The organism is uncultured Castellaniella sp., from assembly GCF_937988725.1.
In the GTDB taxonomy this organism is placed as follows: Bacteria; Pseudomonadota; Gammaproteobacteria; order Burkholderiales; family Burkholderiaceae_B; genus Castellaniella.
The window spans coordinates 433,488-449,872 of sequence record NZ_CALKHS010000003.1 but is presented as its reverse complement, the minus strand read 5'-3'; the positions used below and the strand labels follow the sequence as shown (position 1 = coordinate 449,872).

General features: G+C 68.4%; 14 protein-coding genes. 8 read left to right on the top strand and 6 right to left on the bottom strand.

Translation table 11 applies throughout. From position 1 onward, the window contains the following. The 3 genes from trbG to Q0263_RS03515 form a co-directional block, all read left to right on the top strand. Positions 1–737, top strand: a 737-nt coding sequence (trbG, locus tag Q0263_RS03525) for a P-type conjugative transfer protein TrbG (RefSeq protein WP_298013360.1), incomplete at its 5' end; no start/stop codon positions are given. After that, complete coding sequence (locus Q0263_RS03520) at positions 724–2,016, top strand: TrbI/VirB10 family protein (protein WP_298013358.1); 1,293 nt, start codon at positions 724–726, stop codon at positions 2,014–2,016. The genes trbG and Q0263_RS03520, both read left to right, overlap by 14 nt. Beyond that, positions 2,013–2,273, top strand: coding sequence for a DUF2274 domain-containing protein (locus tag Q0263_RS03515; protein WP_298013356.1), 261 nt, complete (start codon positions 2,013–2,015; stop codon positions 2,271–2,273). Before Q0263_RS03520 ends, Q0263_RS03515 begins: the two co-directional genes overlap by 4 nt. 616 nt (positions 2,274–2,889) lie before the next feature. On the opposite strand, the gene Q0263_RS03510 is transcribed toward Q0263_RS03515, so the two are convergent. Next, the gene (locus Q0263_RS03510; protein WP_298013354.1) at positions 2,890–3,900 is read right to left on the bottom strand and encodes a helix-turn-helix domain-containing protein; all 1,011 of its coding nucleotides are present in this window, start codon (positions 3,898–3,900) and stop codon (positions 2,890–2,892) included. 227 nt (positions 3,901–4,127) lie between these two features. Between Q0263_RS03510 and Q0263_RS03505 the strand changes: the two genes are divergently transcribed. Continuing rightward, on the top strand, positions 4,128–5,540 hold the full coding sequence (locus Q0263_RS03505; protein ID WP_298013353.1) for an L-serine ammonia-lyase: 1,413 nt from the start codon (positions 4,128–4,130) through the stop codon (positions 5,538–5,540). A 4-nt stretch (positions 5,541–5,544) separates the two neighbouring features. Here Q0263_RS03505 and Q0263_RS03500 read toward each other — a convergent pair whose 3' ends face one another. Further along, on the bottom strand, positions 5,545–6,441 hold the full coding sequence (locus tag Q0263_RS03500; protein ID WP_298013351.1) for an EamA family transporter: 897 nt from the start codon (positions 6,439–6,441) through the stop codon (positions 5,545–5,547). A gap of 134 nt (positions 6,442–6,575) precedes the next feature. On the opposite strand from Q0263_RS03500, the gene Q0263_RS03495 reads away from it, so the two are divergent. Both Q0263_RS03495 and Q0263_RS03490 read left to right on the top strand, forming a co-directional pair. Next, the gene (locus Q0263_RS03495) at positions 6,576–7,028 is read left to right on the top strand and encodes a PaaI family thioesterase (RefSeq protein ID WP_298013349.1); all 453 of its coding nucleotides are present in this window, start codon (positions 6,576–6,578) and stop codon (positions 7,026–7,028) included. Further along, complete coding sequence (locus Q0263_RS03490; protein ID WP_298013347.1) at positions 7,025–8,041, top strand: LLM class flavin-dependent oxidoreductase; 1,017 nt, start codon at positions 7,025–7,027, stop codon at positions 8,039–8,041. Before Q0263_RS03495 ends, Q0263_RS03490 begins: the two co-directional genes overlap by 4 nt. A gap of 36 nt (positions 8,042–8,077) precedes the next feature. On the opposite strand, the gene nadE is transcribed toward Q0263_RS03490, so the two are convergent. The 3 genes from nadE to Q0263_RS03475 form a co-directional block, all read right to left on the bottom strand. Further along, positions 8,078–8,884, bottom strand: coding sequence for an ammonia-dependent NAD(+) synthetase (gene nadE, locus Q0263_RS03485; protein ID WP_298013393.1), 807 nt, complete (start codon positions 8,882–8,884; stop codon positions 8,078–8,080). Positions 8,885–9,005: 121 nt separating this feature from the next. Beyond that, the gene (gene ilvD, locus Q0263_RS03480) at positions 9,006–10,694 is read right to left on the bottom strand and encodes a dihydroxy-acid dehydratase (protein WP_298013346.1); all 1,689 of its coding nucleotides are present in this window, start codon (positions 10,692–10,694) and stop codon (positions 9,006–9,008) included. Positions 10,695–10,795: 101 nt separating this feature from the next. Next, positions 10,796–11,500 (bottom strand): Crp/Fnr family transcriptional regulator, encoded by a 705-nt coding sequence (locus Q0263_RS03475; RefSeq protein ID WP_298013345.1) that lies wholly within the window; start codon positions 11,498–11,500, stop codon positions 10,796–10,798. Between the two features lie 267 nt (positions 11,501–11,767). Between Q0263_RS03475 and Q0263_RS03470 the strand changes: the two genes are divergently transcribed. Further along, positions 11,768–12,535 carry an SDR family oxidoreductase gene (locus Q0263_RS03470; RefSeq protein WP_298013343.1) on the top strand — a complete coding sequence of 256 codons (768 nt, stop codon included), beginning with the start codon at positions 11,768–11,770 and terminating at the stop codon, positions 12,533–12,535. Positions 12,536–12,701: 166 nt separating this feature from the next. Beyond that, positions 12,702–15,551 (top strand): phosphoenolpyruvate carboxylase, encoded by a 2,850-nt coding sequence (gene ppc / locus Q0263_RS03465; RefSeq protein WP_298013341.1) that lies wholly within the window; start codon positions 12,702–12,704, stop codon positions 15,549–15,551. Here the strand turns inward: ppc and Q0263_RS03460 are convergent. Beyond that, positions 15,548–16,339, bottom strand: a complete 792-nt coding sequence (locus tag Q0263_RS03460; protein WP_298013339.1) for a transporter substrate-binding domain-containing protein — start codon at positions 16,337–16,339, stop codon at positions 15,548–15,550. The two genes, ppc and Q0263_RS03460, sit on opposite strands and share 4 nt — an antisense overlap. Between the last annotated feature and the right edge of the window lie 46 nt (positions 16,340–16,385).

Sequence of the window (16,385 nt, the reverse complement as noted above, 5' to 3'; positions counted from 1 at the left end):
AAGCCAGCATGGCGCCCACCCGCGAGGGCTACATCAACGCGATCCAGGTCTGGCCCTTCTCCGACGGGGCGCTGTACCAGGTCTATACGAGCCCTGGGCGCGTGACGGTGATCCGCCTGCAGCCCGGTGAGGATCTCGTGACGGTCGCTGCCGGCGATACCGTGCAATGGATCGTGGGCGATACGGCCAGCGGCAGCGGTGCGAACCGGCGTGTCGCCGTCATGGTCAAGCCGGTGCGCGTGGGCATCAAGACGAACCTCGTCATCACCACCAGCCGGCGCACCTATCTGCTGGAACTCACGTCCACCCCCAAAGCGTGGATGGCCTCGGTGTCGTGGGAGTATCCGAAGGACCAGATGCTGGCCTTGCAGGCCCAGGCGCAGGCCGCCGATGCCCAGGCGCCGGTGGCGGGCGGGCTGTCGCTCGACCAGTTGCATTTCCGCTATACGATCACGGGTGACGACCCGCCGTGGAAACCGGTGCGGGCCTTCGACGATGGCCGGCACGTCTACATCCAGTTCCCGGCCGGCATCGCGCAGGGCGAGTTGCCGCCGCTGTTCGTGGTCGGGCCGGATGGCAAGGGCGAGCTGGTGAACTACCGGTTCCGCGCACCCTATGACGTCGTGGATCGCCTGTTCGGCGCTGCTGAGTTGCGGTTGGGTGGAAAGAAGGCCGCCGTGGTGCGCATCGAGCGCACCGATGGCGTGGCCGCGGGAGCGGGCCATGGACACAACTGACCGCGAAACCCAGCCGACCCCGAAAGTCGCGCCCGAGGGCATGGCACTGCGCGCGGCGCCGCGTCCGGTCACGCGGCTCAACCGGCGTACGCTCGCGGTGTCCACCACGCTCCTGGTGGTCGCGGTTGCCGCAGCCTCGATGTGGGCACTGCAATCGAAGGGCAGACGCAACCCCGCCAATCAGACCAACCTCTACAACGTCGATCGCGTCGCCAAGGCCGACGACCTCGACCAGTTGCCGGCCGACTATTCCAAGCTGCCCGAGAAGCCCGCACCGGCTCCTGCCGCGAGCGTGCCCCAGCTCGGGCCGCCGTTGCCCGGTGATGTAGGGGTGGCTTCGGCTGTGACGCCATTGCAAAGCGGCGCTGTGAACCAAGGGCCGTCGGCCGAGAGTGTCGATCGGCAGCGCCAGGCCGAAGAAGTCGCGCGGTCGGCGGTGTTCTTCCGTACCAGCAACAACACGGGAAAGCCCGACGCCGCTTCGGCAAGGGCGAACACCTTGCCGGTGGCCAATGCCGCCGCCGGTGCATTCAATCCGATGGGCGCCGGCCCGGCTTCCACGGCGGCACAGCCCAACGATCCGATGGCCATCCAGAATCGGCAAGGGCAGAAGGAAGCGTTCATGGCGAAGGGTGGCGATGCCGCGACGAGCAACACCGGCACCCTCCAGACGCCGGCTTCGCCGTACACCGTGATGGCCGGAACCATCATTCCGGCCGCGCTGATTACCGGGATCAACTCCGACCTGCCGGGGCAGATCATCGCCGAGGTGACGCAGCCGGTGTACGACACCGCGACGGGCCACTATCTCTTGATTCCGCAGGGTTCGCGCCTGATCGGCCGCTACGACAGTCAGGTGGCCTTCGGGCAGCGGCGCGTGCTGCTGGTGTGGCTGCGTCTGGTGCTGCCCGACACCTCATCGATTGCCTTGGACAAGCTGCCCGGCATCGACCCCGCGGGCTATGCCGGCTTGGAGGACGGCGTGGACTGGCACTGGAGCCGCATCTTGGCGGGTGCGGCGCTGTCCACGCTGCTGGGGGTCAACGCCGAACTGGCCGTCTCCAATCAGAATCAGGCCAACGGCAACACCGTGATCGCTTTGCGCGACAGCGCGCAGGACACCACCAACCAGATCGGCCAGGAGATCACCCGGCGCAACCTGAGCATCCAGCCGACGCTGACCGTGCGGCCGGGATTCCAGGTCAACGTCATGGTCAATAAGGACTTGATGCTGCGGCCGTACCAGCCACTTTTCATCCAGCGAGGGCCGATGCCGTGAGCACGCCACCGAAAAAACTGCGACTGGGACCGCTGCCCGACACGCAGACCGTCAAGCTGGCCTTTGCGTGTCCCGCCCGGCTCAAGGCCGATCTTGACCGCTATGCGGCGCTGCACGCGCAGACCTATAGCGAGGCGGTCGATGCCGTGACGCTGATTCCGCTCATGCTAGACGCGTTCATGGCAGCAGATCGCGCATTCAAGCGGTCGAGCGTATCGTCGAGTCGTCCAAAAAATGAGAAAGCCGCCCCTGTGTGAACAGAGGCGGCTCCGAATTGGTGCCCGAGGTCGGACTCGAACCGACAAGCCTTGCGGCGGGGGATTTTCTTCCCACTTCGGCTTTCGCCGCCGACGTTTCCGAAGAAACGGCGTTCGTGGTCTGGAGCACGCCTTCACCATAGCTTTCCAGCCTTAGGTGCCCGCCGTCTGCTCTCTACACCTTCCCTCGAACCTTTCGGCTCAAGGGCTTGGCTCGGCATTAGCTCGGACTCGCGTCCAGGGCCTTCACCGAGTTTGACGGGCTTCACCTCTGGGGTTTCCCCCGGAGGGCTCAAATTTGGTCTGAGTCCCCTGCGTCTACCAATTCCACCACTCGGGCTAAATTGTGCAGCAGTCTACAGCACTACTACCTTGTACTACCTGCTAGGAGCCGCCACGATCGCTGCTGGCTCCCAGTTGGCTCCTGAACAGAAAAACGGGTTTCCGGCCCAGCCTCCTAGAATCTCTCCAAACCCTTGCCCGACGCGGCTTTGTAGACGCTGAACCGAGGCTGACCATAGGTAGAAGTACCTATTTTTGAGTCCCCTGCGTCTACCAATTTCACCACTCGGGCTGAGTCGGGGCGGCAGACTGCCACCCCGGAAATGGACCGCCATTATACGGTGTTTTCGGTCTCGCCTGCCCGGCGGCGCCACACTCCAGGAGACGAACCGTACTCCGCTCGGAAGCTGCGTCCCATGTGGGCGGCATCGGCGAAGCCGCAGTCGGATGCGATGGCGGCGATGCTCTTGTCGGTCTGGCGCAGCATCCAGGCGGCCAGACGCAGGCGCACGACGCGGGCGTAGGCCTGGGGGGTGATGCCCAGGTGCTGGCGAAACAGGCGCTGCAACTGGCGCGGGGACAGGCCCAGGCGGCTGGCCAAGTCGTCCAGGCCCAGGGCCTGGCCGGCGTACTGCTGGATCAGCAGGACGGCGCGGCGCACGGCGGGGGGGCTGTCTGCGGGAACGTCGGGCGGCGGGGGCTGGACCTGGCGGTGGGGTTCGCCAGCCTGGATCTGCAGCAGGCGCAGGGCGCGGCGAATGTCGGCCTGGGGCAGGTAGCGGCTCAGGATGCGCACGGCGACGTCGGTGACGGCAGGGCCGCCGACGCAGCTGATGCGCCGCCGGTCGAAGGCGGCGGGCTGGTCGGTGACCAGCGCGTCCGGCCCGAAGGCCGGATGGCGTTCGGTGAATTCGCGATACAGGCTGCTGCTGACCGCCAGGCGGTGGCCGGCCATCACGCCGGCCTGGGCCAGCGCGAAGACGCCGTTGCACAGGCCCACCAGACGGCGCCCGCCCCGGGCGGCCTGGCGCAGCCAGGCCAGCAGGGCCGGGCCGGGACTGTCCTGCGGCTGCTGGGGGCCGCCCACGACGACGATGTAGTCGAAGCGCAAGGGGTCCCCCAGCAAGTCTGTGGGCACGACCTGCACGCCGCTGGCGCAGCGCACGGGGATCAGGGTGTCAGCCACCACTTCCCAGGAACACGGGCCGGGCGTGTCGGTCTGGGCATCCAGCAGGCCCAGCAGGTCGGCGAATGCGGCAAAGGCGCCCAGCGCGAACTGGGGCAGCAGGACGAAGCCCAGGCGCACGGAAATATTCTCAGCCGCCACGATGTCGCTTTTATTCATTTATAAAGCCGATAAGTCGTTTTTATACCATCAATATAAGCCCAGGCCTAAGCACATCAAAGCGCTACAAATCCTCAAATAGAGAAACCGGCATATAAATACCTGATGAATGTCGCTTCCATTCAATCCATATTTTGCCAAATCACTAGAATCTGAAGCAAGCAGGGAACATTCGCAGCCGCCCGGCGGCGCGCCATGCCCCCATACCCATTGCACAAGAGATCATCATGGCTTTATCCGTTTTCGACATCTTCAAGATCGGCATCGGACCGTCCAGTTCCCACACGGTGGGCCCCATGCGGGCCGCCCGCAATTTCGCCCGCAACCTGGACGCGCGCGGGCTGCTGGACCAGGTGGCCGGCTTGTCCATCCACCTGTACGGGTCCCTGGCGGAAACCGGCGCGGGGCACCGCACCGACATGGGCATCATGCTGGGCCTGATGGGCGAGGCCCCGGACACGGTGGATCCGGCCGCCATCGGCGAACTGATCGGCGCCGTGGCCCGCGATCACCGCCTGGCCCTGTGGAACCACCACGCCATCGCCTTCGACCCCAAGACCGTGTTTTCCGGGCGGGTCCAGCCCCTGCCGGAACACCCCAACGGCATGCGCTTCATCGCCCGGGACGACCGGGGCCGCACCGTGCTCGACGAACGCTACGTCTCCATCGGCGGGGGCTTCATCCGGGCGCTGGACAGCATCGAAACCGATGAAACCGTGCCCGAGCACGAGCCCATGCCCTACCCCTTCGCCAATGCGGCGGAACTGATGGCCCAGTGCGCCCGCCACGGGCTCAGCATCCCGCAGCTGATGATGGCCAACGAAACCACGCTGCGATCGGCGGACGAGGTCCGCGCGGGGGTGCTGCGCATCGCCCGGGTCATGGACGACGCCATCGACCGGGGCTGCGGCCTGCAGGGCGACTTCGCCGACGAGATCCTGCCCGGCGGGCTGAAGGTCCGCCGCCGGGCGCCGGCCCTGTATCGCGAACTGAAGGCGAAATCGGGCGAATCCAGGACCCCCTGCCCGTCCAGCCCGGACGACGTGATGTTCGCCATGGACTGGGTCAATCTCTACGCCATGGCCGTGAACGAGGAAAACGCCGCCAGCGGCCGCGTGGTCACGGCGCCGACCAACGGGGCCTCGGGCCTGCTGCCGGCGGTGCTGCGCTATTACCGCACCTTCATCCCCGGCTGGTCGGAAGACGGCGTGGTGGACTTTCTGCTGACGGCGGCCGCCATCGGTTTCCTGTACAAGGAAAACGCCTCGATTTCCGGGGCGGAGGTCGGCTGCCAGGGCGAAGTCGGCGTGGCCTGTTCCATGGCCGCCGCCGGCCTGACGGCCGTGATGGGCGGCACCGTGGCGCAGATCGAAAATGCGGCCGAGATCGGCATGGAACACAATCTGGGCCTGACCTGCGACCCGGTGGGGGGGCTGGTGCAGATTCCCTGCATCGAGCGCAACGCCATGGGCGGCAACAAGGCGATCAACGCGTCGCGCCTGGCGCTGCATGGCAACGGCAAGCACCACGTGACGCTGGACATGGTGATCGAAACCATGCGTCAGACCGGCGCCGACATGAAGTCCAAATACAAGGAAACGTCGCGCGGGGGCCTGGCGGTCAACGTGGTGGAATGCTGACCGCCTAGCGGCCCGCCCGCACCACGCCGATGCTGGCGGCCACCACCAGGCCCACGCCCAGCATCTGGCCGCCATCCATGCCCTGCCCCAGTATCAGCCAGCCCGACAGGGCGCCGATGGCGGGCTCCAGGCTCATCAGCACGCCGAAGGCGGCCGCTGGCAGGCGGCGCAGGGCCTGCATTTCCAGGATGTAGGGCACCAGCGGCACCAGCACCGCCAGGCCCGCCGTCAGCCCCAGCTGCTGCCAGGGGAACAGGGCCGTGCCGGATTCCGCCATGGCGAAGGGCAGCGACAGCGCGGCCGCCGCCAGCAGCGAGGCCGACAGGCCCTGCAGGCCCGGCAGGCTTCGGCCGACGCGTTTCATCATGATGATGTAGACGGCCCAGCCGCCGGCCGCCAGCAAGGCGAAGGCGATGCCGACCGGGTCGGCGCCCGGGCCGTCATGCGCGTCGCCCCAGGCCAGCAGCAGGATGCCGATGGCGGCCAGCAGGGGCCAGGCCAGGGCCCGCCAGCCGCGCACCCCCAGGGCGGCCACGGCCAGCGGCCCGCAGAATTCCAGGGCCACGGTCAGGTGCTGCGGAAGCCGTTCCAGGGCGATGAAAAAGGCCAGGGACATCACGGCCATGCCGGCGCCCAGCACCAGCGTCGCGCGCCATTGCGCGGCGCTGAAGCGGTGCAGGGGCGGCCGCACGAAGATGAACAGCACCACGGCCGCCCAGCAGATCCGCAGCGCGGACGTGCTCAGCGGCCCGTAATCCGCGATCACGGGCACCGCCAGCGACACGCCGGTCTGGACGCTGATCATCGAGGCGATGGCCAGCCCCACCGCCAGCAGGACGCCGCCGCCCGGCATCGACCGGCCGGCGCCGTCCGCGGGGGGCGCGTCCCTGCCTTCCGCCATGCGGGATTCGGCCCCGCCGGCGCATGCGCCTTGGGCGGCGGGTGAAAATGGCTTATCGTTTGACACTGCGGTTGGGCGCGGCGGCATCCGCCGCCCGTCGATTTTCAAGACATACGACTATACAGGACCTCGCGATGGCACCTTCTTCACTTTCCCGGAACGCGGCGGCCTTGCGCGACCGCATCCAGGACCTCTTCGATCGTTCCGGCCTGATGCAGCACTTGGGCGCGACGCTGGGCGACGTGAGCAGCGGCCGCGTGCACGTGCACCTGCCGTTTTCCCCCGCCCTGACCCAGCACCTGGGCCTGTTCCACGCGGGGGCGACCAGCGCCATCGCGGACACCGCGGGCGGCTTTGCCGCCATGACCCAGGCGCCCGACGGCCACACGGTGCTGTCCGTGGAATTCAAGATCAACCTGCTGGCCCCCGCCCAGGGCGAATCCCTGGAAGCCATCGGCCAGGTGATCCGCAAGGGCCGCACCCTGACCATCGTGCAGGTGGACGTCTTCGCCCTGAATGCCGGGCAGAAGACCCCCGTCGCCCTGATGCAGCAGACCGTCATGAACCTGCCGGACCGCCAGCCATGAGCATCGCCATTCCCTTGTCGGTGCTGGACCTGGCCCCCATCACGGAAGACGGCGGCGCCGCCGAATCCTTCGCCCACACGGCCGACCTGGCGCGCCACGCGGACGCCTGGGGCTACCGCCGCTACTGGATGGCCGAACACCATGGCATGACGGGCATCGCCAGCGCCGCCACCGCCATCCTGATCAATCACGTGGCGGCGGCCACCACCCGCATCCGCGTGGGGGCCGGCGGCATCATGCTGCCCAATCACTCGCCCCTGGTCATCGCCGAACAGTTCGGCACGCTGGAGGCCCTGCATCCGGGCCGCATCGACCTGGGCCTGGGTCGGGCGCCGGGATCGGACCAGACGACGGCCCGCGCCCTGCGGCGCACGCTGCAGACCGACCCCGACGCATTCCCCCGCGACGTGGTGGAACTGATGGGCTATTTCCGGGGCGAGAACCCGGTGCGCGCCGTCCCCGGCGAGGGCCACGGCGTGCCCGTCTGGATCCTGGGATCCAGCCTGTTCGGCGCCCAGCTGGCGGCGGCGCTGGGGTTGCCCTACGCCTTCGCCTCGCATTTCGCGCCGGCCCAGATGATGGACGCGATCCGCGTCTACCGGCAGCACTTCCAGCCGTCCGAACAGCTGGACAAGCCCTACGTCATGCTGGGGTTCAACGTCTTCGCCGCCGATACGGACGAAGAGGCGCGCTTCCTGGCCAGTTCCTGGCAGCAGTCCTTCATCAACCTGCGCACCGGGCGGCCGGGCCGCCTGCCCAGGCCGGTGGACGGCTATCTGGACAGCCTGCCCCCCAACGCGCGCGACCTGCTGGACCACATCCTGTCCTGCGCGGCCGTGGGCTCGCCGGACGCGGTGGCGGCCCAGATGCGGTCCTTCATCGCCCGCACGGGGGCGGACGAGCTGATGATCACCTGCAATATGTACGACCATGCGGCGCGGCTGCGGTCTTACGAGATCGTGTCCGGGCTGATGGATCCGGCGCATCGCGCCCGCCAGACGGCAGGGGCCTGACCGGCCGTCCGGCGCTCGAAAGGGCGCCCGGCGGCGTCAGGGGGCGATCGGCAGCGCCCGCTTGTGGGCGCTGCGCCGCCAAGTGTCCACGATGATCTCGAAGGCCTCGGGGGACACGTCCCGACCTTCCAGGAAATCGTCGATCTGCTGGTAGCTGACGCCGAAGGCGTCTTCGTCCGGCTTCAGGGGCTTGAGCAGTTCCAGGTCGGCGGTGGGCACCTTGAACACCAGCGCTTCCGGCGCCCCCATGGCGCCGGCCAGCGCCCGCACCCGGCGCTTGTTCAGCCCGGCCAGCGGAGTGACGTCGGCCGCGCCGTCGCCGAATTTGGTGAAGAACCCCATCAGGGCCTCGGCCGCGTGGTCCGTGCCCACCACCAGGCCGCCGCGCGCGCCAGCGACAGCGTACTGGGCGATCATGCGCTCGCGGGCCTTGATGTTGCCATGCAGGAAATCCTGCTGCCCGGCGTCGCGGAAGATCTGCCCGGCGGCCTGCACCGCCGCCAGCATGGCGTCGGATGCGGACCGCACGTCCACCGTCAGGGTTTCGTCGGGCTGGATGACCTGCAGGCCGGCCTGGGCGTCGGCCTCGTCCAGCTGCGTGCCGTAAGGCAGGCGCATGGCCACGAACCGGGCATCCCCGCCCTGCTCGCGCACCCGCTGCACGGCCCGCTGCGACAGGCAGCCCGCCGTCAGGGAATCCACCCCGCCGCTGATGCCCAGCACCAGGGCGCGCGCGCCCGTGTTGCGCAGCAGCTCGACCAGGAAGTCCACCCGCTGTTCGATCTCGGCGGCGGCATCGAAATGATCGCGCACCCCCAGGCCCAGGCGGATCTGCAATTGCAGGGCGCGTTGTTCGGCAGTCAGCAAAGTATCTCTCCATCAAAAACGGGCTGGCCCCCGCCAGGGGATCCAGCCCGATACGATACCGCAGAATGGCCCGCCGCAAGGGCGGGCCGCCGCGGGATCAGCCGCGGTCTTCGAAGCGGTCCAGCACCGCGCCGGTGCTGGCGTCGGAGCAGTTGAAGGCGAATTTCGCCTGCACCCCGCGCGTGTAGCGGGGTTTCGGCGCCGTCCAGGCGGCGCGGCGCTTGGCCAGGACTTCGTCGGACACGTTCACCTGCAGCAGCTGCTTGTGGGCGTCGATGGTGACGGAATCGCCTTCCTCGACCAGGGCGATCGTGCCGCCCACGGCGGCTTCGGGGGCCACGTGGCCCACGACCATGCCCCAGGTGCCGCCCGAGAAGCGGCCGTCGGTGATCAGGCCCACGGAATCGCCCAGCCCTTCGCCCACCAGGGCGCTGGTCGGGGCCAGCATTTCCGGCATGCCCGGGCCGCCCTTGGGGCCCAGGTAGCGCAGGATCAGCACGTCGCCGGCGTGGATCTTGCCGGCCAGGATGGCGTCCATGGCGGACTGTTCGTCGTTGAACACCCGCGCCGGGCCGGTGATGGCCGGGTTCTTCAGGCCGGTGATCTTCGCCACGGCGCCCCGCTCGGCCAGATTGCCCTTCAGGATGGCCAGGTGGCCTTCGGCGTACAGGGCATTGTCCAGGGTGTGGATCACGTCCTGGTTGGCGGGCGCGTCGGGCACGTCCTTCAGCGTTTCGGCGATGGTCTTGCCGGTGATGGTGATGCAGTCGCCATGCAGCAGGCCGGCGTTCAGCAGCAGCTTCATCACCTGGGGCACGCCGCCCGCCTTGTGGAAATCGACCACCAGGTACTTGCCGCTGGGCTTCAGGTCGCAGATGACCGGCACGCGGCGGCGCACGCGTTCGAAGTCGTCGATGGTCCATTCGACGCCGGCGGCGTGGGCGATGGCCAGGATGTGCAGCACGGCATTGGTCGAACCGCCCGTGGCCATGATGACGGCCACGGCGTTTTCGATGGATTTGCGCGTGACGATGTCGCGCGGCTTCAGGTCCAGCTTCACGGCGTTCAGCAGCACGCGGGCCGATTCGGCGGCCGAATCGATCTTTTCCTGGTGCACGTTGGCCATGGTCGAGGAATACGGCAGGCTCATGCCCATGACCTCGAAGGCCGAGCTCATGGTGTTGGCCGTGTACATGCCGCCACAGGACCCGCTGCAGGGAATGGCATGGGTTTCGATTTCGTGCAGGTCAACGTCGGACATGCGGCCGGCGGCGTGTTCGCCCACGGCTTCGAACACACTGACGATGTTCAGGTCCTTGCCACCGCAGCTGCCCGCCAGGATGGTGCCGCCATAGACATAGATGGACGGCACATTGGCGCGCAGCATGCCCATCATGCCGCCCGGCATGTTCTTGTCGCAGCCGCCGATCACCAGCACGCCGTCCATCCACTGGCCCTGCACGCAGGTTTCCACGCAGTCGGCGATGACTTCGCGCGACACCAGGGAATACTTCATGCCTTCCGTGCCCATGGCCATGCCGTCGGAAATCGTCGGCGTGCCGAACATCTGCGGATTGCCGCCCGCGTCCTTCACGGCCGCCGCGGCGGCGTCCGCCAGGGGCTGCAGGCCGCTGTTGCAGGGCGTGATCGTGCTTTGCCCATTGGCGATGCCGATCATGGGCTTGTTGAAATCGTCCTCGGTGTAGCCCAGGGCGTAATACATGGAACGGTTCGGTGCGCGGGCCACCCCCTGGGTGATGTTGGATGAGCGCAAAGGCTTGGACATGAGCGGATCCTTACGGGTTGTTTCAGAGGACAATCTTCAAGTGTACGGCTTGTTTGCCGCAGGCGCATGGAACGTCGGCGCGCGACGGGGGCATCCGGTGTTCAGAAGCTGCGCCGGGCGGGCTGCGCCAGGGATTCCAGGAATCCGGGGTTCAACACGGCCCAGTCCCGCCGGGCCCCGGAGAGATGGCCCTGCGCCACCCAGTCGGCCAGCAGCCGGCTGAGCGTTTCCGGCCGCACCCCCAGGTGCGTGGCCAGCTGCCGCTGGGTCAGGGGCAGGCGCACCGTGCCCGCGTGGTCGCTGGGCAGGCGCAGCAGATAGTCGGCCAGGCGCTGGGCGGCGGTGCTGTCGCTGTACCACTCGACATCGTTGACGCGCTGGTAGACGCGGTCGCTGAGACGGTTCAAGAGCCGCATGGCCAGTTCGGGCCAGGCCCGGACGGCTTCCTGCAGGCCGGCGCGCTTCAGGCACAGGACGACCGCGTCGCCCCGCGAGCGCGCTTCCATGGGATAGCGGCCGTGGCTCATGAACATGGCCGTTTCCGCCAGCATCTGCCCCGCGTGGAAGATCGAGAACACGCGCTCCTCGCCGTCCTGGGTATGGCGCAGCACCTCGACGCTGCCGCTGAAGACGTACAGGTATTCGACCGCTTCGCCGCCTTCCCGGAACAGGGTGCGGCCGCCCTCGACGTGCAGGACGGCGGCATCGCGCAGCAGGGCCGCCCGCATGTCCGCGGGCACGCCCTGGAACAGCGGGTGGCCAAAGACCTGGGCGGGGAAATCCCCGCCCCCATCGACTTTCGTCATCGTCAATCCAAGCCTGTGAATGAGACGGCGCGCGGCTGATGAGCCCGCAGCCATCAGGTGGAAACCCCGAAAATATCATACCGCGTCGGGGCCGGACGCCCGCCGGCCGGCGGCGGGTGGCGGCCCGCTCCCGGAGCGCGCCCGCGATATGCCCGGAGCGCGCCCGCAATATCCGGCCTCCGGAGCCATCCGGCATAATGAGTCCGCCGGCCCGCGCCGCTTCCGGGCGCGAGGCCCAGGCAAGCCAACCGCCGAGGAAACCCCATCATGAACGGCCAGACCCGGCCGGCCGAACCGGCCGGCGCCATCCTCATCACCGGCGCGGGCCGGGGCATCGGCGCGGCCACGGCGCTTGCCGTGGCGCGCGCCGGTCACGACGTGATCGTCAATTACGCGCGCGACGCCGCGGCGGCGGCGACCGTCGCGGACCAGGTCCGGGCGCTGGGCCGCCGGGCCTTCGCCATCCGGGCCGACGTCGCCCGTCCGGACGAGATCCGGCGCCTGTTCCAGGAGGCGGAATCCGAGGCCGGACGGATCGCCGGCCTGGTCAACAACGCGGGCGTCACGGGTCCGATCGGACCGTTCGACCGGACGCCCGACGAAGTGATCGAACAGGTGTTCGACGTCAACGTGCTGGGCGCCATGCGCTGCGCGCGCGAAGCCCTGGCCCGCTTCAGGCGCCACGGCCTGGCCGGCGTGATCGTGAACGTGTCGTCCGTCGCGGCGCGCACCGGCAGCCCGGGCGAATACGTGCACTATGCGGCCAGCAAGGCGGCGCTCGACGCCTTCACCCTGGGATTGGCGCGGGAGGTCGCGGCCGAGGGCATCCGCGTCTGCGGCCTGGCGCCCGGCAGCACCCTGACCGGCATCCATGCGGCAGCCGGGGAGCCGGACCGCCCCGCCCGCGTCGCGCCCAGGATTCCGCTGGGCCGGCTGGCGCAGCCCGATGAAATCGCGGCGGCCATCGCCTGGCTGCTGTCGCCGGCCGCATCCTACATCACCGGCACCACGGTGGCCTGCGCGGGCGGCCTGTAGACCGCTCCGCCTTCCGGCCCCGGGCAACATGGTTATAAGGAAAACGCATAACAGCTATGCGAGGATCGCCATAATGCGCTTATGATGGACGGCTGCCCCGGCGAAGAACCCCGCGCGGCAACGGCACCCCGATGCCATCCGATCCCCGACCCCCAATGGAGCCCCCGTGAAGCCCGCATCCCCGAACGACGCCATCTCCCCCCTGCGACAGGACATCCGGCTGCTGGGCCGAACGCTGGGGGAAGTCATCCGGGAATGCGAAGGCCGCCCCATCTATGACGTGATCGAGAAACTGCGGCGCGCCGCCGTCACCTTCCGCCGCGAGGGGCGGGACAGCGACGGCCGCATGCTGGAACGCCAGATCCGCAAGCTGGCGGACGGCGAAGCCAACTCGGTCGCCCGCGCCTTCAGCTACTTCCTGCACCTGTCCAACATCGCCGAGGACCGCGACCAGACACGCCGCCAGCGCCGGCAATGGCTGGCCGACGGTCCGGCGGCGCCGGGCAGCCTGCAGCACGCCGTGGCGCGCCTGCAAGCGGGCGGCCTGTCGGGCAAGCGCATCCGCCAGCACCTGGCCCAGGCCTGCATCGTCCCGGTGCTGACCGCCCACCCGACCGAAGTGCAGCGCAAGAGCACGCTGGACCTGCATCAGGAAGTCGCCCGGCACCTGCGGCAGATGGACATGCCCCACGCGCCCCTGGAAGCCGCGCAGCTGCGGGAACGGCTGACGGGCCTGATCGCCGCGCTGTGGCAGACCCGCATGCTGCGCCAGAGCAAGCTGACGGTGCTGGACGAAATCGACAACGCCCTGTCCTACTACACCAGCACCTTTTTCAGCACCCTGCCCCAGCTGCACCTGGACATGGGCGCCCTGCTGCGCAAGCCGCCGAAATCGGTCTTCGACGCGGACAACTCGCCGCTGCCGCCCTTCGCCCACATGGGCAGCTGGATCGGCGGGGACCGCGACGGCAACCCCAACGTCAATGCCGACACGCTGGAACAGGCGCTGCTGCGCCAATCCACCCACGTCCTGCGCTACTACCTGACCGAAGTCCACGCCCTGGGGGCGGAACTGTCGGTGTCCCAATCGCTGATGCAGGTCACGCCCGCCCTGGCCGCGCTGGCCGCCGTCAGCCAGGATTCCTCCACCCACCGCCAGGACGAACCCTACCGGCGGGCCTGCATCCACATCTACGCCCGGCTGGCCGCCACGGCCCAGGCGCTGACGGGGCGGCGGCTGGCCCGGCGCAACATCTACGACGCGCCCGCCTACGCGGCGGCGGTCGACCTGGCCGCCGACCTGCGCACGGTCGCCGAATCGCTGGACGCCCACCACGGCGCCCTGGTGGGCCGGCTGCGCCTGACGCACCTGCGCCAGGCGGTGGAGATCTTCGGCTTCCACCTGGCCACCGTCGATCTGCGCCAGAGTTCCGACGTGCACGAGCGCGTCTTCGACGAACTGATGCAGCACGCCGGGGTCGCGCTGGACGGCAAGCCCGTGCGCTACGCGCGGCTGTCCGAAGCGGACCGCGTCCGGGTCCTGCGCCAGGAACTGCGCGAGCCGCGCCCGCTGGCGTCCCCCTGGGTGGAATACTCGGCGGAAACCACCAAGGAACTGGCCATCCTGCGCATGGCCGCCGACTGCCGGCGCCGCTTCGGCGCCGCCGCCATCCGCCAGTCCATCGTGTCGCACACGGAAACCCTCAGCGACCTGCTGGAAGCGCTGGTGCTGCAGCAGGAAACCGGCCTGATCGCGCCCACGGTGGGCAAGACCGCGCCGCGGGAAGGCCTGATGGTGGTGCCGCTGTTCGAGACCATCCCCGACCTGGAGCGCGGCCCCGGGATCATGGACGCCTGGCTGTCGCTGCCGGAGGTCGCAACCCGCGTGCGCCAGGCCCAGGACGGCATCCAGGAAGTCATGCTGGGCTATTCGGACAGCAACAAGGACGGCGGCTACCTGACGTCCCACTGGTCGCTGTACCAGGCCGAACGCCGCCTGGTGGACGTGTTCCGCAAGCACCGCACCCGCCTGCGCCTGTTCCACGGCCGGGGCGGTTCCGTGGGACGGGGCGGCGGCCCCAGCTACGATTCCATCATCGCCCAGCCGCCCGGCACCGTGAACAACCAGATCCGCCTGACGGAACAGGGGGAAATCATCCAGGGCCGCTACAAGGACGCCGAGGTCGGCCGCTGGCACCTGGAACTGTTCGTCGCCGCCACCCTGGAAGCCAGCCTGGCGGGCGCCCCCGCCGCGCGCAACGAAGACCGGCATGCCACCGAATACGGCGAGGCCATGGCCTGGATGTCGCAGACGGCCCGCGAGGCCTATCGCGACCTGGTCTACGGCACGGAAGGATTCACGGAGTACTTCTTCGCCTCGACCCCGATCCGCGAGATCGCCGGCCTGAACATCGGTTCGCGGCCGTCATCGCGCAAGGCCCTGCAGCGCATCGAGGACCTGCGCGCCATCCCCTGGTCGTTTTCCTGGGCGCAGTGCCGGCTGCCGCTGCCCGGCTGGTACGGGGTCGGCTCGGCCCTGAGCCGCTATCTGGACGAAGGCGGCCCGGATCACGCCCTGAGCCGCGAAGCGCGCCTGTCGCGCCTGCAGGCCATGGCCCGCGACTGGCCTTTCTTCCGCACCCTGCTGTCGAACATGGAACAGGTGCTGGCCAAGACCGATCTGGCCATCGGCCGCGCCTATGCCGAACTGCTGACGGACAAGGCCCTGCGCAAGCGGATCTTCGCCCGCATCGAAAGCGAATACCACGCCACCGTCGGCGTGTTCCGCGACATCACGGGGCACGACCTGCTGGCCCACGACGCCCCGCTGCGGGACGCCCTGGCCGAGCGCTTCGCCTACATCGACCCGCTGAACCGCCTGCAGGTGGAGCTGCTGCGCCGCATGCGTTCGGGCCCGGCGTCGGCGCACCGCGCCAACGAACAGGAATCCCGCGACCAGCGGGCGATCCACATGACCATCAACGGGATCGCCGCAGGACTCAGGAACTCCGGTTAAGCCCCGTTCGCCAATACCGACGGGCTCAGGTCGCTGCCGTGGTACTTCTTGTAGGCGGCGTTCAGATTGCCGTTCTTCAGGTTCTTGCGCACCCACTCGTCCAGCCAGGCCTTCAGTTTCGGGGTCTGCTTGGGCATGGCGATCCCCAGCATGAATTCATGCTGGACGAACTTGGTCTCGTAGGGATCGTTCTTCAGCTTCTTGTTGACTTCCGCCACGTTGGGCCACTGCGACGAGATGGCCTGGACCTGCCTGGAAGCCGCCGCCGTGACCAGCGTGGCGTCGTCCTCGAAGCGGCGGATGTTGGCGTCCGGCGCGTTCTTCGTGATGTCGGTGTCGTTCACCGTCGCGCGGGTCACGCCGATCTTGACGCCCTTCAGGTCCTTGTAGTCCTTGATCTTCAGTTCCTTCGGAGCGGCCACGATGATCTGCAGGGACGCATACGGCACGGAAAAATCGATGACCTTGGAGCGCTCCGCCGTGATCGACAGATTGGCGACGGCGATGTCCGCCTTGCCGGTCTGGATGGTGGGGATGCGGGCCGCGTTGGTGATGGGCACCAGTTCCAGCTTGACCCCCAGGTCCTTGGCCAGCATTTCGGCCGTGGACACGTCCGACCCTTCCGGCTGCATCTGGGCATTGGCATAGCTGAACATGGGCACCCCCATGGCGATGGCGACCCGGATCACGCCATCCTTCTTGATCTGATCCAGATCGCCCGCGTGCGCCGCCGCGCCAAAGGCGCACAAGCTTGCGGCGGCGATCCATGCTGTCTTCCTGAACTTCATCCAAGTCTCCTTCCGTGGGTTGTCTCGAGGCTGCGCGCCTCTGATA